16 protein-coding genes are annotated in these 15,923 nt (G+C 46.9%); all 16 read left to right on the forward strand.

The genetic code is table 11. The features are described 5' to 3' along the window. Positions 1–13: 13 nt before the first annotated feature. Genes CMO31_05505 through CMO31_05580 form a run of 16 tightly spaced genes read left to right on the forward strand, consistent with a single transcriptional unit; the run spans position 14 to position 15,612 of the window. Positions 14–988: a hypothetical protein gene (locus CMO31_05505; protein MAZ53453.1), complete on the forward strand. Its 975-nt coding sequence runs from the start codon at positions 14–16 to the stop codon at positions 986–988. Further along, positions 985–1,620 (forward strand): hypothetical protein, encoded by a 636-nt coding sequence (locus CMO31_05510; GenBank protein MAZ53454.1) that lies wholly within the window; start codon positions 985–987, stop codon positions 1,618–1,620. The genes CMO31_05505 and CMO31_05510 overlap by 4 nt, the downstream gene beginning before the upstream one ends. A gap of 29 nt (positions 1,621–1,649) precedes the next feature. Further along, positions 1,650–2,522: a phosphate starvation-inducible protein PhoH gene (locus tag CMO31_05515; GenBank protein MAZ53455.1), complete on the forward strand. Its 873-nt coding sequence runs from the start codon at positions 1,650–1,652 to the stop codon at positions 2,520–2,522. After that, on the forward strand, positions 2,509–4,449 hold the full coding sequence (locus CMO31_05520) for a hypothetical protein (protein ID MAZ53456.1): 1,941 nt from the start codon (positions 2,509–2,511) through the stop codon (positions 4,447–4,449). The genes CMO31_05515 and CMO31_05520 overlap by 14 nt, the downstream gene beginning before the upstream one ends. After that, entirely contained in the window at positions 4,409–4,849 is a 441-nt protein-coding gene (ybeY, locus tag CMO31_05525) for an rRNA maturation RNase YbeY (protein MAZ53457.1), read from the forward strand. Before CMO31_05520 ends, ybeY begins: the two co-directional genes overlap by 41 nt. Beyond that, the gene (locus tag CMO31_05530) at positions 4,846–5,205 is read left to right on the forward strand and encodes a diacylglycerol kinase (protein ID MAZ53458.1); all 360 of its coding nucleotides are present in this window, start codon (positions 4,846–4,848) and stop codon (positions 5,203–5,205) included. The genes ybeY and CMO31_05530 overlap by 4 nt, the downstream gene beginning before the upstream one ends. Then, positions 5,196–5,606 carry a cytidine deaminase gene (gene cdd, locus CMO31_05535; GenBank protein MAZ53459.1) on the forward strand — a complete coding sequence of 137 codons (411 nt, stop codon included), beginning with the start codon at positions 5,196–5,198 and terminating at the stop codon, positions 5,604–5,606. The genes CMO31_05530 and cdd overlap by 10 nt, the downstream gene beginning before the upstream one ends. Before the next feature lie 34 nt (positions 5,607–5,640). Further along, complete coding sequence (locus CMO31_05540) at positions 5,641–7,782, forward strand: hypothetical protein (protein ID MAZ53460.1); 2,142 nt, start codon at positions 5,641–5,643, stop codon at positions 7,780–7,782. Positions 7,783–7,810: 28 nt separating this feature from the next. Further along, the gene (hisC, locus tag CMO31_05545; GenBank protein ID MAZ53461.1) at positions 7,811–8,872 is read left to right on the forward strand and encodes a histidinol-phosphate transaminase; all 1,062 of its coding nucleotides are present in this window, start codon (positions 7,811–7,813) and stop codon (positions 8,870–8,872) included. Beyond that, on the forward strand, positions 8,865–9,455 hold the full coding sequence (locus CMO31_05550) for an imidazoleglycerol-phosphate dehydratase (GenBank protein MAZ53462.1): 591 nt from the start codon (positions 8,865–8,867) through the stop codon (positions 9,453–9,455). The genes hisC and CMO31_05550 overlap by 8 nt, the downstream gene beginning before the upstream one ends. A 1-nt stretch (position 9,456) precedes the next feature. Then, on the forward strand, positions 9,457–10,098 hold the full coding sequence (locus tag CMO31_05555; protein MAZ53463.1) for an imidazole glycerol phosphate synthase subunit HisH: 642 nt from the start codon (positions 9,457–9,459) through the stop codon (positions 10,096–10,098). Position 10,099: 1 nt separating this feature from the next. Beyond that, positions 10,100–10,768, forward strand: coding sequence for a hypothetical protein (locus CMO31_05560; protein ID MAZ53464.1), 669 nt, complete (start codon positions 10,100–10,102; stop codon positions 10,766–10,768). Beyond that, positions 10,765–11,619, forward strand: coding sequence for an RNase adapter RapZ (locus CMO31_05565; protein MAZ53465.1), 855 nt, complete (start codon positions 10,765–10,767; stop codon positions 11,617–11,619). The genes CMO31_05560 and CMO31_05565 overlap by 4 nt, the downstream gene beginning before the upstream one ends. After that, entirely contained in the window at positions 11,616–12,956 is a 1,341-nt protein-coding gene (locus tag CMO31_05570; GenBank protein MAZ53466.1) for a hypothetical protein, read from the forward strand. The genes CMO31_05565 and CMO31_05570 overlap by 4 nt, the downstream gene beginning before the upstream one ends. Continuing rightward, complete coding sequence (locus tag CMO31_05575; GenBank protein MAZ53467.1) at positions 12,953–14,056, forward strand: hypothetical protein; 1,104 nt, start codon at positions 12,953–12,955, stop codon at positions 14,054–14,056. The genes CMO31_05570 and CMO31_05575 overlap by 4 nt, the downstream gene beginning before the upstream one ends. A 50-nt stretch (positions 14,057–14,106) precedes the next feature. Continuing rightward, entirely contained in the window at positions 14,107–15,612 is a 1,506-nt protein-coding gene (locus CMO31_05580) for a hypothetical protein (protein ID MAZ53468.1), read from the forward strand. Positions 15,613–15,923: the final 311 nt, after the last annotated feature.

The raw sequence follows: 15,923 nt of genomic DNA on the forward strand, positions 1-15,923 counted from the left end.
TTAGGAGAATTTAATGGAACCAACCGTTTTGATTATCGCCTTCCTGGCAATATTATTCTTTCTTATCCTATTCACAATAATCCCGGTAGGATTATGGATATCGGCCATCGCAGCCGGTGTCCGGGTGGGGCTATTTAGTTTGGTAGCAATGCGCCTGCGACGCGTTCCTCCGCAAAAGATTATCCTACCCCTCATTAAGGCTGATAAAGCAGGTATCCCTGTTGGGCAAAACCAGTTGGAAGCTCACTATCTCGCAGGCGGGAATGTCGATCGAGTCGTTGATGCGCTAATAGCTGCTGATAAAGCAAGAATTCTACTACCCTTTGATCGGGCAGCAGCCATTGACTTAGCGGGAAGAGATGTTTTAGACGCTGTCAAGGTTTCGGTCAATCCCCGCGTAATCCAAACACCCAACGTATCGGCTGTTGCTAAAGACGGCATTGAACTTATAAGTACAGCGAGAGTAACAGTCCGAGCCAACCTTGAGCGACTGGTGGGAGGAGCTGGTGAAGAAACAATCATCGCACGAGTCGGCGAAGGAATTGTATCTTCAATAGGTTCAACGGGAAGCCACAAAGCAGTTCTTGAAAATCCCGACACCATTTCCAAAACCGTTCTCGCTAAAGGATTAGACAGTGGAACCGCTTTTGAAATCCTTTCCATCGACATCGCAGACGTAAATGTCGGTCGGAACATTGGCGCAACTCTACAAACAGATCAAGCCGAAGCAGATAAGCAAGTGGCTCAGGCTAAGGCTGAAGAGCGACGAGCGATGGCGGTCGCAGCTGAACAAGAAAACCGTGCACTTGTCGAACAGATGAGAGCTAAGGTGGTTGAAGCAGAAGCCGAGGTGCCGAAAGCAATGTCGACAGCCTTCCAACAAGGAACCATGGGGGTAATTGATTATTACAATATCCAGAACATTCAATCGGACACCCAAATGCGTACCAACATTGCTGGGGCAACAAGCACCAATTTAGACGAATGAACTGGGACAACCTATTAACACCACTTTTATTCTTCCTGTTCATTGGGGTTCCTTTATTGAATCGATTAAATCGGAGTCAAAGAGGCGGACCTAAACCTGACCCCCAAGAACATACTGGCTCGCCTCGACCAGGCGCAACTAATCCTCTTGAAAGCAACTCCGATACCCAGAAGACTGAAGACACAAAAGAGCTTGAACCTGAGCTTTCGTACCGGTTAGAGGCTGCACGCCGACGCGTAGCGGAAGCAACGGCTCAAATGACTGCTCCACCTTCACCCCAAAAACAGTTCTCCTCACCAACCACCTCTCTTCCCAAGGCTCCTTCTGCAGTATTAACACCGGTCTCCCCCACCACCAATAAACTGGGAGACCCACCCAAGGTTAGTCCCTCAGCTGACCAGGCTCTCGTTGTAAACCATGTCGACGATCTAAATTTTCGCAACACACTCCAGCCGGAGATACTCACCTCAAGACCTTCTACCACCACCGCCGTTAGCGAACGGAAATCCTCCCGACAATCATTCTTGGTATCAGGATCTAAAAGGCAGATCATTCAAGGGATCATCTGGAAACAAATACTTGATGACCCATTATTCAAAACACCTCGGAGGGCTCCATTTCAACGACGCTGAAATTGAAACTTCGCAGCCCAGCTGAAGCAATTAGCCTGTTCGGACAAAACGACCAGATTCTAAAAGTCCTAAAGAACCGTCTTAATGCAAGCGTCGTTGCCCGAGGCGACGAAGTAAAATTAACGGGCGATAATGAGGACGTAAAACAAGCAGCCCTCACCTTCCAAAACCTATTATCGACAATACGAGGTGGCGGAGAGCTCAGTATCACTGAGATCGAGCATGCTGATCTAGATAACCTCGTAGCTCAAGCCGACGAGGATCCCCACCTACCAAAGCGTGCCCAGCCAAAAACCTCCGGGCAGAGACGTTACGTACGAGCCATACACCGAGGTTCCATTACTTTCGGGATTGGTCCGGCTGGAACTGGTAAAACATTTCTAGCCGTGGCAATGGCAGTTCAAGCCTTAACTGAACGCCGCGTCAAACGCTTAGTACTTACCCGACCTGCGGTAGAAGCAGGTGAGCGCTTAGGTTTCCTGCCTGGCGACCTCCAAGCCAAAATTGATCCTTACCTCCGACCCCTATATGACGCTCTTTATGACATGCTTCATGCTGATAAGATGGACCAACTTATGGACCAAGGCGCTATCGAAATCGCCCCACTAGCATTCATGAGAGGCAGGACCCTAAACGATGCCTTTATTATCCTTGACGAAGCTCAAAATACTACGCAAGAACAAATGAAAATGTTTTTGACCCGCATGGGCTTTAACAGTAAAGTAGTTGTAACAGGCGATGTAACACAAACTGATTTACCCGGGAACGTCCAGAGCGGACTCACAGATGCCGAAAATATCCTCAAAGGGATCGACGGTATAGAATTTTTATACTTTAGCGAGCAGGACGTCGTCCGTCACGCGTTAGTGGCAAGCATTATCAAGGCCTATGAAGCCACCTAATAATAAAATTTGGGTGATTGGGCTATATTTTCTGTCCACTCTATCTATTGCTGGACTTATTTATACTGTTCAGGACCGTAGTGAAAACACTTCTCTAGCAGAGGGTCAAAATAGCCCACTCACCTATACTGCACCAAGGGAAGTCTTAATTATTAACAAAATATCTACCCAACGGGCCCGGGAAACAGCACGATCCCAGATACCTACAATTTTTTCTGTAGACACCTCAACCGAACAGCTAGTAATTGAAGGTATTCTGTCCTCAGGCTTCAAAGCGGAGACTTACCTTCCTCTTTTAGAAGCCTATATGAGCCCAGATGGCGTCAGCAAAGACCAAATCCCGGTACTCCTGGAAGCCGCAGTGGTAGGAAATACCGCTACGAAACGCGAGGACATCAGGCTGACGCTTAACCGTCTCCTTTTACCGACCTATCAACCCAACCTCGAACTAACTGAAACAGCACGAGATGCTGCCGCTGCAGCGGTAGCGCCAATTATGACCTCCTTAAACGCCGGCCAGATAATCGTTCGTGAGGGCGAAATCCTTACAACCGAAACCCTCCGCGTTCTAGATAAAGTTGGTCTTTATAGAGCAGAGACTCAAGCCCTTAGACAGACCCTAACAACCTGGTTAACCGCAATCGCTGTAGCCGGCCTTTTAAGCAGCGCCGTTTTTTTCGGCCGTCGACATTTAGGCGCACTTGCTCCAGGTCAATTCTTTTTCTTGGTAATTTTGTCCCTTTTGCTCCTAGTCATCCAAACTTTCGTGTTCACCACATTAGAAGGGCTACTTATCATTGCCGTAGCTCCGGTACTCATCACCGTACTTGTTTCCGAGACCGTAAGTTTATTCTGGGGAGTTTGCCTTGCCGTAATTTCTTCATTCTTGATGCTAAACCCTTCATTAGAAACCCAGGTGAGCTTGGTAATACTCGCCGTAGCATCCGCCCTGCTAGTTCGACTATTACCCAACCGGCTTTCCCTTCTCATAGCACCCACCCTAGGAGGTGCCATTGCAGGATCCACCTACTTAGCGATAACACTACTTACAGGCGGGACACCAATTATTGCGGCATTTTTACCAGCCCTTTTTATTTTTGTTGGAGGGTTTATTAGCGGAATAACTGCCCTCGGTCTCCTCCCGATTGCAGAAAGTGCTTTTGGGTTCCTAACAAATTTCCGATTATTAGAACTCTCCAACCCCAACAGCCCCCTTTTACGAAGGCTTTTAACCGAAGCGCCAGGGACATATCAGCACAGTTTGGTTATCTCTACCTTAGCGGAGGCAGCAGTACAAAGTTTACAGGGAAATCAACTTCTTGCTCGGGTGGGGGCCCTTTATCACGATGTAGGAAAATTGAGGCGCCCCCGTTTTTTCATCGAAAATCAATTTTCTGAGGAAAACCCTCATGATCACATTAGCCCTCATCTGAGTTATCTCATAATCACAAATCATGTCCGTGAGGGATTAGACCTTTTACGACGTTATCGCTTACCAAGAATCTTCAATACTTTTGTGGCACAACATCATGGGACAACGGTTATTAGTTTTTTCTACAAAAAAGCCCTCGAGGAAAGTGAATCAACCGAAGAACTAAACTTTCGGTATCCGGGCCCTAAACCTGATTCTCTAGAGTCCGCAGTATTGATGTTAGCCGATTCCGTAGAGCCAGGTTCTCGCACTTTACAGAATCCAAACCCTTCGAATATTAGATCGCTAATAGACAAAGTATTCGACCAACGTTTGCACGACAACCAGCTTTCCAACAGCCCGTTAACACTAAGGGACCTTGCGGTTGTTGCCAATTCGTTCGAGCGAACCCTAACCGCAATTTTGCATAAAAGAATTGCCTACCCGACCGCCGAGGAAATTAGGAGCCTTCGCCTTGATAGAAATTATAGACGAAACAAAAAAGTATCCAGTTAGCGAAAGCTTGAAGCAAGCGGTCGGACTCTTCCTCGAAGAACTTGAAATGAGTAAACAAGATTTAACAGTTGTCCTTTGCGACGATAAGATGATGCAACAAAAAAACCTGAAGTTTCGTGGAATCGACAAGCCAACCGACGTATTATCTTTCCCGCTGTGCGAGCCTGAAGATACCTCCATGCCCTATGTCCATCATCTTGGCGACATAATAATTGACGTTCAGATGGCGCAGCGCCAAGCGGCAAAGCACGGAAACACCCTCGACGAAGAAATACTGGTCCTTACCTCGCATGGGATATTACATCTCCTCGGTTATGATCACCCCTCTTCAGCAGAATGGAAAGACTTCCATCAGGCTGAGGAAAGAATATTAGCGATAGCAAAAAAAGAGCTCGCATGAAACGTCTATTTCGATCAATCTCCTTCGCTTGGCAAGGCCTATCTAATGCATGGTTAACCCAACGAAATTTCCGCATCGAGATAGGCATTGCCTTAGCCGCGACGATTCTAGCTATTTATCTTAGAACAGGTCTTACGCCTGTTTTAATATGCGTGATGGTAGTGTTTGCTTCCGAATTAATCAACTCCTCTATTGAAGCTTTAGTTGATCTCAACACACAAGGTGTCCACCCACTGGCCAAGGCCGCTAAAGACTACGCGGCGGCAGCAGTCTTAATAACTTCATTTGGCTCACTCGCAATTGGAATTTTGGTGTTAGGTCCCGCTCTACTAGAAAGGATTCTCTCGTGGCTCTAGTCGTACCTGAAGATTTATTGAACGCGGCGATAAAAGTTAGACTGGCCGCCTACACCCCCTTCTCTAACTTTAAGGTCGGAGCAGCCCTTCTTTCCGAAACCGGAAGAATCTTAGTTGGGGCTAACGTCGAAAACTCTTCTTACGGATTAACAAGATGCGCGGAACAATCAGCAGTTTTAGCAATGGTTTCCTCCGGCGAAAGGGGTTTTGAAGCGATCGTGGTCTACACTGATACCGATATCCCGACAACACCTTGTGGAGCGTGCAGACAAATTTTATACGAATTCTCCCCAAAAGCCCACGTTTTCTCTGTAGCTTCTTCTGGCGATGTCCTGCATTCTCTGGTTTCAGATTTGCTACCGAACGGATTTACGCTAGACGACCCGTTACTAAAAACATGATCCTCAACGATCGTAGACCAGTTATAATCACCATGTGATGAATCGGCTATTCCGTATTACCCTAGTTTTTTTAACTTCCCTTTCTTTACTGTCAGCTGCTTTAGCTGACGAACCATACCGAATAGTAGTTTTGCCCTTTAAGGACATGCCTTCGCGTCCAGGTTTAGGTATAGGGTTAGCAACCGGTTTACAGAGAAGCTTAAACGCACTCGACACTGTTTACGCCCCTGCCATCGGTGACGCGATTATGTTTATAAAGAAAACCGTCGCTTCCAACTTAAAACCGTCAGAAACCGTGTCTTCTGCCTTTGCCGCTGACGCTATAATCACCGGTACTATTTCTGAAAACGCCAACAGTGGTATTAACTTGACTCTCAGTGCCACAGGTTTACAATTTTCAGAACCACTAGAATTTATACTAACTACCCCCGCTACAAATCCTTCTCAAACCCTAACTTCGCTCGTCGAACAAACTATTTTATCTCTTGATTTAAAGCCCTCATATGGTGACCGTCGTGACGCTCAACGGGCCGCTGAACAGGCCCCTTCCTTCACAGGTTTCGCTGACCTCGGTTTTGAGACTGCACGTTTAGGGATAGGTAGCGTGGACAGGCTAGAAATCTTAGTTAACCAAAATCCGCGCTCCAGTTGGGTTTTCACTGAGTATGCTAGAACTCTGACTCTTGCCGGAAGATTAGATCAAGCTACAAAAGCAGCTATTAAGGCCACTGAATTACTCCCGACTGATGTTGAAGCCTGGGTGGTTAGAGGGCTAAGCCACTCTGCCACCGGAGAAGCTCGACAGGCATCGTACGCCTTTTCAGAAGCTTTAAGATTAAATCCGAATCATGCAATAGCTCTCGTAGGCCTTGCAAACGCGACTACAGAAGCGCCGGAACCTTCAACGGATGCTTACAAGGCCGCTATAAAAAGTAACCCTAGGATTCTAAAGGCATATCTAGGACTCGCCAATTCACTCACTGACCCGAAACGAGCGATACAGCTTCTTCTAAGCGCTACTAATCATCTGCCTGATTCGGCAGCCTTACACCGCGAAATCCTAAGCCGAGCTATTGTCCTGGGTGACACCCAGGGAGCTTTTGACTATTTGCGTCAAGCCGTAACTAACCCTTTAGCAGCCTACCCCTCGACCTATGCCCTTGTTACGTTGCTGCCGCTCAAGGAAGTACAACCTCTCATCGATTTCCTCGTGCCTGGCCTTGCCCGGTTTCCCAACGACCCTCTTATCCTCGAAGCAGCCGCATTACTGGATTTGCGTAATGGTAACCCAGCCCTCGCCGAACGCCGTCTACGTCTGGCCCTAGCCTATCTGCCAGAAAGCCCGAGCCTTAATAATTCACTGGCTATTGCTCTCGCTCAGCAAGAAAAGATTCAAGAGGCCACCGAAATCTTTCAAAATGTCGCCAATTCCGATGCCCGAGGACAACTAAATTTAGCTAAAACCTTCCTTGAAGGAGGGCAGGCCCAGGCAGCATTAGATACGCTCGATGGATACGCTGCTCTTGAAACGAACCCCGCTGCCTTGACGATGTACGGGATAGCGTTAGCTCGATTGGGTCGAGATAACGAAGGTGAGGCAGCCCTAGAACGAGCACTCGACTTAGATCCACAATCAGATACTGCAACCCAAGCACTAAGCCTCATCAAGCAGCAAAACAAGATTACCGCTGGGCAACCAATTCAACTTTCGGCGAAAGCTAGAATCCACTTTGATAGAGGTATGTTCGCTCTGGAACAAAATCGTTGGCTCGATGCCGCTGATGCTTTTTCGGTGGCACAGGAGATGCAACCAATCCCCATTCTTTCCTTTTATCAAGGATACGCCCTACAACTTACTGGACGCCATCGGGATGCAGTAGAGTCCTATTCCACGGCAGCTGAAACATTCCGAGAAAGCGACATTGTTTTAAACAACCTGGGCTACGCTTACCTGCAAATCGGACGCTATGACTTAGCATTAATAAACCTCAAAAAAGCTTCTCAACTGAATCCATCTAATTCAAGCGCTTTTCTCAATCTAGGATTAACTCAATTTGGACTTGGCCAATATTCTGAAGCGTTAACCTCTTGGGACCAAGCAGAATCATTAAATCCTACATTATCGGAAGGCCTTTTCAATTACCGGATAGAAGCTGAAGAGCGGATTCGCCCATAACAACCTAGGGTCACGGTAATATGCACCCATGCTAGTAAGGGAAGAAATACTCCGTCTGCCGGGTTACGCCTACACAGGATATGAAGCTGAAGTCAAGTTGGACCAAAACGAGGCTGCAGAAGACCTTCCAGCAACCCTAAAGTCTGCCCTATTCGATAAGTTACAAACGGTACCACTCCACCGTTATCCAGATTTGGATGCAAAGCGTTTACGTAGAAGCATCGCTGCCCACTTTAAATGGCCGGAAAACGGGGTGGTTGTCTCCGGTGGGTCGAATACTCTAATACGTTGTTTAACCATAGCGGGAGCAATCGGACGTTCTGTTGTCTCCGTGAAACCAACTTTTCCTATATATTCCGACCAGGCGCGAGTACTTGGCACTCAATTATTTGAGGTGCCTTTAAAACCGGACTTTAGCCTCCCTTTAGACGAATTACGAGTTACGCTAGAACAGCACGCTGGCGTCATCTTCCTTGCCAACCCTGCTGCTCCCACAGGAAACAAGTTTAGCCAAGGCCAGTTAGAAGAGTTATTACAAATTACTTCTAAGAATTGGATCTTCGTAATCGATGAAGCTTATCACCAGTTCGCTGGAACTTCAGCGCTCCCTTTGGTTGCGCAGTATCCTCACGTTGTGAGCCTCCGAACGTTTAGCAAAGCCTATGGCCTGGGTGGACTCCGGATAGGTTTCGCCCTTGCGCAACCAGAACTAGCAACTGAAATTAGGAAAGTTGTGATGCCTTTTTCGGTATCGTCTTTACAGGTAATGGCCGCTGAAACGGTTCTAGAATTAGATGATTTCTTTAAGAAACGAGTTGCAACTACTATTTCGGAAAGAGAAAGGGTCAGTGAAGCCCTCAAAGAACTTAATCTCCGCACTTACCCTTCGGTTACCAATTTTATTCTTTTTAGTGTCCCGAACCCAGCTTATGTATTTGAAACCTTGCTTACAAAGGGGGTACTAATTAGACGTCAAGACCACATTAAGGGTCTAGAAGGTGCGCTTCGTGTGACAATCGGCTCAGAAGATCAAAACAATCGTTTCCTGGAAAGTCTAAGAATAGTATTGGGGGAGGAATCCTATGGCTAGAACAGCTACTTTAAAACGCGAAACTAGTGAAACCCATATCGAGGTCGCTATTGATCTTGACAGTGGGCCTGGAGGCAAGGCAGATTCTGGACACGGCTTCCTTAACCACATGTTAGACCAATTAACCCGCCACGGGCGTTTCAAGATAGATTTCAAAGGCAAGGGCGATTTAGACGTAGATATCCACCATCTAGCGGAAGACGCTGGTATAAGCCTAGGAGCTGCTTTCCGCAAAGCCTTAGGAGATGGTGTCGGAATTGAACGTTTTGCCGACACCTGGGCCCCAATGGACGAAAGTCTTGCCCATGTCGTCATTGATCTTTCGGGACGACCATTTTTCTCGTTCGACCCAGAAGGTTTTGAAGGGACTGCAGGCGGTTTTAATGTACATCACTTACGTGAATTCCTCCGGGGTTTTGCAATGCACGCTGGAGCAACTATACATGTGCGGGTCCTTAGTGGTACAGAAGCTCACCATGTCTGCGAAGCAATAGTCAAAGCCTGGGCCCGGAGCCTTTATTATGCGAGCCGGACCACAACATCTGGAGTCCCCTCAACGAAAGGTACAATAGAGGGTCCTTGAAATCATGAAGGTAGTATTGATCGATTACGGGGCTGGGAATTTGCACAGTGTTTCTAAGGCTCTAACGGCTGCTGGCCTGGAACCTACAGTCACTTCTTCACCAACGGTTGCTACAACTGCTGATGCCTTGGTATTACCGGGGCAAGGTCATTTTCGACAAATCATGGATTCCTTTAATCTTTCAGGCTTTGAACCGGTAGTACGTAACCACCTAACGACTAACAAACCCTTCTTAGGAATCTGCGTTGGACTACAAATCCTTGTTGAGTCTTCAGAAGAAGCTCCTGGTCTTCCCGGCTTGGGGTTGCTTAAAGGAACTGTTAGGAGATTTAGGGGACAACAAATAACTGTGCCCCAAATGGGGTGGAACCAGGTATTTAAGCGAGGCAATCCCAGCCTTCTAGAAAATATTCCTGATGGTAGTTACGCTTACTTCGCGAATTCATATTTCGTTGATTTTAAGGACGATTCGGTACCAGGCGCAACGACATCATATGGCGATTCGGTTTTCCTTAGTGTTTTAAGCGATGGTAATTTGCATGCTACCCAATTCCATCCAGAAAAGAGTCAGGACTTCGGTATTTCCGTATTGAAAAATTTTCGAAATACTATTGAAAGCTACGTCAACTCTAGGCCGTTTTAATATGAACCTCAAAGTAACTAGCTTGATATTAATTTTTGGGTACTTCACTATCGGTCTAGCTGCTCCTGCGCGTTGGACCATACAAACCGTTGCATTACGAGATTACGAAGAAGCAACAGCCGTCGCCGAAAGCTTATCTACTCTCGGTTACCAGGCTTACACAGAATTTGCCATGAACAACGGTTCTCAGTACACCCGTGTAAGAATTGGTTGTTTTGAAACCCGAGATGGAGCTGAACGCATGGCTACGCATCTCCGAGGCGCTGTCACAGCATCCGCTGTCCCTCAGCATCTATCTCCAGAAACTACCCTTCTGCATTGTACTGATTCCGAGGTCGGCTTTTTTAAGCCTAATAGTTGGTCAATAGTTTATGCAGGAAACACAGCAATAGTGTTTCAGGTGGAAATCTTTGACCATCGCGGTTTTGTAGAATACAACAACGGAACTTGGCATTTAAGGATGAAGTCCGAATACCAGGAGCTTCTCTCTTCTGAGCCGCTCGGGCCATTTTTCCAGAAACTTATTGAGGATAAACCTTTAGTCTTCGCCCACCTTTCGGAGGGAGTTTCCGCTGTCTGCCCGGGGTTATTGCTTTGGCATACGCAAAACACAGCAATAGTTGACGACGGGGACGCAATCGTCTCCTGCAGGATAACGCAGATACCATGAACAGACTAATCCTAGTATCTGGGTTAAGCGGAGCGGGCAAGAGTACTACCTTAAATGCGCTCGAGGATATTGGGTTTTTTGCTGTCGACAACATCCCTCCCCCGCTATGGCCCGATTTAATCAGAACCTTGGAAGAGGCAAGAATCCAGAATCTGGCGATAGCTATCGATATACGTTCCGAATTTTTTATAAATGGCTTAGCAAAAAACATAGAACCTTTACGCGAATCCTGCAACTCGGTGATAGTTATTTTCTTGGAAGCGGCATCCGACACGTTAATTGCCCGCTTTAATCTGACTCGCCGAAACCATCCACTAAACGCAACCAGCTTATCTCGGGATCTAGATCGAGAGCGACTGGTCCTTGCCCCCATTCGACTACTAGCAGACACAATACTGGATACTTCTAATTTGTCGGCTGCTGATTTGACCAAGCAGTTTCGTTCACAATTCACAAATGAAAGCCCTTTTACGCTCCGTTTGGTATCATTTGGCTATAAGTACGGTGTGCCCACGGATGCGGATATCTTAATGGATGTTAGGACTTTACCTAATCCTTATTATGAATCATCTTTAAGCCACCTACCTGGCACTCACACAGCTGTCCAGGAATACGTATTTGCTCGGGAGAGCTCGAATTTTTACGAACATTTACGGAACACGACCTTATCATTCGTTAAAAGAGCAGAACTTACAGGGAGAGCTGGTTATACGGTGGCAATCGGCTGTACAGGAGGCCGCCATCGGTCGGTCGCGGTAGTGGAAACAATGGGCAAAGATCTCTCGCCTGAAAGTGACCTACAAATCATCCACAGGGACTTGTGTAAACCCCAAAATGATCGGACCCCATGAAAGATCGAAGCTACTTTGCTTACCTTGCGTCAATGCGTTTATGGCTTACGCCGGGGATGTGCGTAAAACGGCACGTTCTCGTGGCAGCAATCGGAATCGTTGTGCTTCTTGCTGGCACCATAGCCGGAATCCTATGGATCTTCTCGGGTAACCGTCAAATATTGTCCGAACCCATTGAGGTAATTTTAGTGAGCAAACTTTGGGACGGTGCAGGTGGCTGGACGGCTTTGTTAATAGGACTAATCGGCCTGGCGACTACAACACTGGCGATCGCTCGGCTCAACCGCTCTCTTTTATCAAATTGGATGCCGGACCCTTACGACGCTGCAGTAGTTCTCCATAGGCGCCTTTCCCTTTCCCGAGGACCAAACATTGTAGCGTTTGGGGGTGGCACAGGACTTTCTAACCTTCTTCGAGGACTGCGGAACTATACATCGAACCTTACAGCCGTTGTAACAGTCAGCGACGATGGGGGCTCGTCAGGCCGCCTGCGTCAAGCATTCGATATTCCTGCACCAGGAGACCTTACGGACTGCTTAGCGGCCCTTTCAGGCAATGAACAAGAGCTTGGTAGGTTACTTTCATATCGGTTTCAGCGAGGGAAGGAATTGCAAGGACATACATTCGGCAATCTATTGATCACGACGTTAACTGAGGTACGAGGAGATTTCGGCCAGGCTTTACGAACCTTAAACTCGCTACTGGATCTTCAGGGAGCAGTCTATCCGGCCTCTTCTGAACCAATTTCACTACTCGTCGAAAAGCCCAACTCTGAGCTAATATTGGGTGAAACTAGAGCGCGCAATCACCCTGGGCCAATAAAGACTGTTAGCCTTCGACCACATTCACCTAAAAGCTTACCTGAGGTCACATCTGCAATAACCTTGGCTAATTTGATAGTTCTAGGCCCTGGGAGTCTATTCACCAGCACTTTACCACCTCTATTAGTTCCCCAAATACGTGAAAGCCTTCATACTACTCAGGCAAAAATAGTCTATGTTCTCAATATTATGACGGAAGCCGGAGAAACTGATGGATTCGAGGCGTTCGACCATATAACGTCATTAAAAAACCACCTCGGTCGTTACCCAGATTTTGCTGTCATCAACAGCTCTGAGGTAGATTTAGCCAGACAAGAGGCCTATTCCAATGAAGGTGCAACCGTAGTTAAGTTTAAGGCATCACCGTTTCGTTCGATTGGAATCGAAACCATTGTAGGAAACCTACTGGGAGCCGGACCCCACGCGCAACACGATTCTACCGCCCTGGCTGAGGTTCTGTTCGACCTCGCACGCAGTTTACCTAATAAACCAGAGAAACCAATTAAAAACAAATGACCTTCCCAATGCTCTTGGCGAGCCTGATTCTTCTTGGGGATCCTTTAGGGGATGCTAACGGAAACGGATCGCTGATTCCACCTACCGCGGCAGCAATAGAGACCGTTGGCGGTTTCGATCTTGAACTGGTTAAGGTTTTTCCTGGTGAAACCCTTGGTTTCGAACTGCACCTGGCCTCACCACCCAACCAACTTGCTCTTATCGAGGTGTATCTCGACACGCAAAAGGGTGGTCTAAATGCGACTTTACCTGGGTCCGGCATGCGCTTACCGAAAAACACCGGTTGGGAACATGCTTTCCGAGTTACAACCGCAGGGGCTTCTAGCTATACCATTTCGAAACCTAATATGGTTTTAACTCCCGATCTTACTTATCACCAATTACCCTTGAACGTAGAGACTTCGGGTCGTGTACTAACGTTTAGAACAGACATTGCCCCTTCGGAAAACATAGAAGTTTTCGCGACTGTTGGCCTGCTGGACCAGTTCGGTCCGACGCCTTGGAAACCTCTAACCGCTGAACCTTCGCCCTGGTCCTTTTCTAGTAAATCCCAAACTATTCCTGTAATTGATCTTCTCGCTCCTACTCTTAGAGCACAACAAACCGCTATCAACCGACAAGTATTTCCCAATCGCACGGCCCAATTTGGACTTTGGCCTTGGCTTGCTTTGATGATTACGGGTCTGATTTTGGCCTTTATCGGCATATTTTTCCGCTTATTTATACCTCACCTTGATAAATTAAACCCAGCGGAACAGGATTACCAGCCCACTGACAGTCAACCAAATGCAGATAGCACGCTTTTTCCAACAACAAGCCCTGACCTTTCCCATACCAACGACGAAACGACCGCTGGTTCTTCCTTCTTGGGATCCTATGAAACTGACGGCGAGCAATCTGGGTTTTATAAGCAATCGTTTGTCAACAAACCAGAGGTTTCTCCTTCGGGGAATGGTGACCTTTCACTAGACCTACCGGATAATAAAATTGATTCCTCTCACAATCCGCCAGAATATTCGATAAAGCCCCGTGAAAAGCAACCGATCAACAATCCGACCAAAAAAAAGCAGGACTGCGAAAAGCCGAACGGCGTAGATTAGGCTTCCAAGCCTATTAATGAGCCTTCAGGAAAATTAATAAGAACCGTCCAATGCATTTATTTTCTACTGGAAACCTCCGATATAGCCTTGCCGCAAGCTTGTTAATGGCATCTGTGATGGGTATTGTTAGATTCTTTTTCGCTACACCAATACCACCAGATTTTCTTTATAGTCTACTTAGTAGATTGTTGGGTATTCCTTTTATTTTTAACTTAATCCACAACCTGCCTTTTTCCCTCGATCGCTCCGCCAAGTACATCCTCTACGGCCTGGCGGTACTCATTTTCCTTTTATTTTTCTTTTTTATTGGCCTTTTCCAAAAAACCATGTGCCGATTTGTCGGTTATTTGGGAACTGCCATAATTTATGCGACTATTGCTATTTCCACGACAGGTCTTGTGCTACTGCCGCTCCAGGGATTAGGATTTTTCGGTTTGTCACCAAACAACCTCTATTTCCCAGTGCTCTCAAGTCATTTTTGGGCGGGTGCATTAGGTTTCATTTTCATCTTCCCTGCGTTTCTTTTTAAACCTAAAGCCTTTCGGCCAAACCGGCGACAGGCTATCCGTAAGTCCTCTTTAGGCCTTCTTGCATTTTTTGTTTCTGCATCCGGCTTGACGTTCCTACAGAAGATTTCTGCTGATAACACCCTCTCAGATGGTTTTCTTAAAGGGGTAAAGGGGCTTTCCGAAAGATTAACTCCCACAAAAGACCATTATCAGGTTTCGAAAAATATCTTCAATCCGTCGCTATCGAAGAATAGTTGGACCCTAAAAGTAATTGGAAGGGTCAAAAACTCTTTGGATCTAACTCTGGACGATCTTAAAGCTCTCCCTTCAGTGGAGCGACCCAGCGGTTTAATCTGTATTTCTAATCCGGTTGGCGGATCACTAATAGGAAACAGCCTTTGGACGGGGGTTAGATTGGCAACGATTCTCGAAATCGCAGAAGTGAAAAATGACGCTAACGAAGTAGTAGCTAGGGCCGCTGATAATTACAGCGATTCGTTTCCCTTGGACGCGGCTTTAAACCCCGGAACCATCCTGGCCTTTCTGCATAACGGCGACCCCTTGACGCGCAACCATGGTTATCCCGTCCGGATCTTGATACCAGGAATTTACGGTATCAAGAACGTGAAATGGGTAAAATCTATCAACTTAGCCTCTACTGACTATCTTGGGTATTGGCAGACCAGGGGCTGGAGTGATGAGGCTGTTGTAGAAACAATGAGCCGGATCGATACAAAGACTGCTACGATATTACCCAACGGCCAAGCCGCGATAGGTGGAATTGCCTTCGCTGGCTTAAGAGGAATATCGAGCGTAGAAGTTTCTATAGGCAACGAAATATTTTGGCAAAAAGCGCACTTAGAATTCCCATCCGATCCTTATTCTTGGACACGTTGGACCTACGCATGGGAAGCTGAATCAGGTCGTCACGCTGTCACAGTAAGGGCAACCGATGGTTCAGGTTTAATCCAAACACCAACTCGGCGAAAACCTTTGCCCGACGGTGCTACTGGTCACCACTCATTAAGAATCATGGTTCCCAGTTAATTGGCCTGATTCGATTGTTTATCAGAATCCACGACTGACGACATAAACCATATAGATTGACTCGATTAGGGGAAGCAAATTAAATTACACTTAACGCTTTAGCGCTATGCCAAAGGCAAGCCTGATCAACATGCACACATTTTTCACCAAGCCTGCGCATTATGGCACCCTTTCCCCTTTACACATAGTACTCACACCAATCCCCTCAATCTTGTAGGTGTTTGTCCCGGTGTTGTGACTAATGCTAATATTAGGTCAATTGCACAAGTTACATTCGATACGGGTCCCTATTTTGTCCAGAATAGCAACCG

The organism is Trueperaceae bacterium (assembly GCA_002707365.1).
Taxonomy (GTDB): Bacteria; Deinococcota; Deinococci; order Deinococcales; family Trueperaceae; genus UBA6957.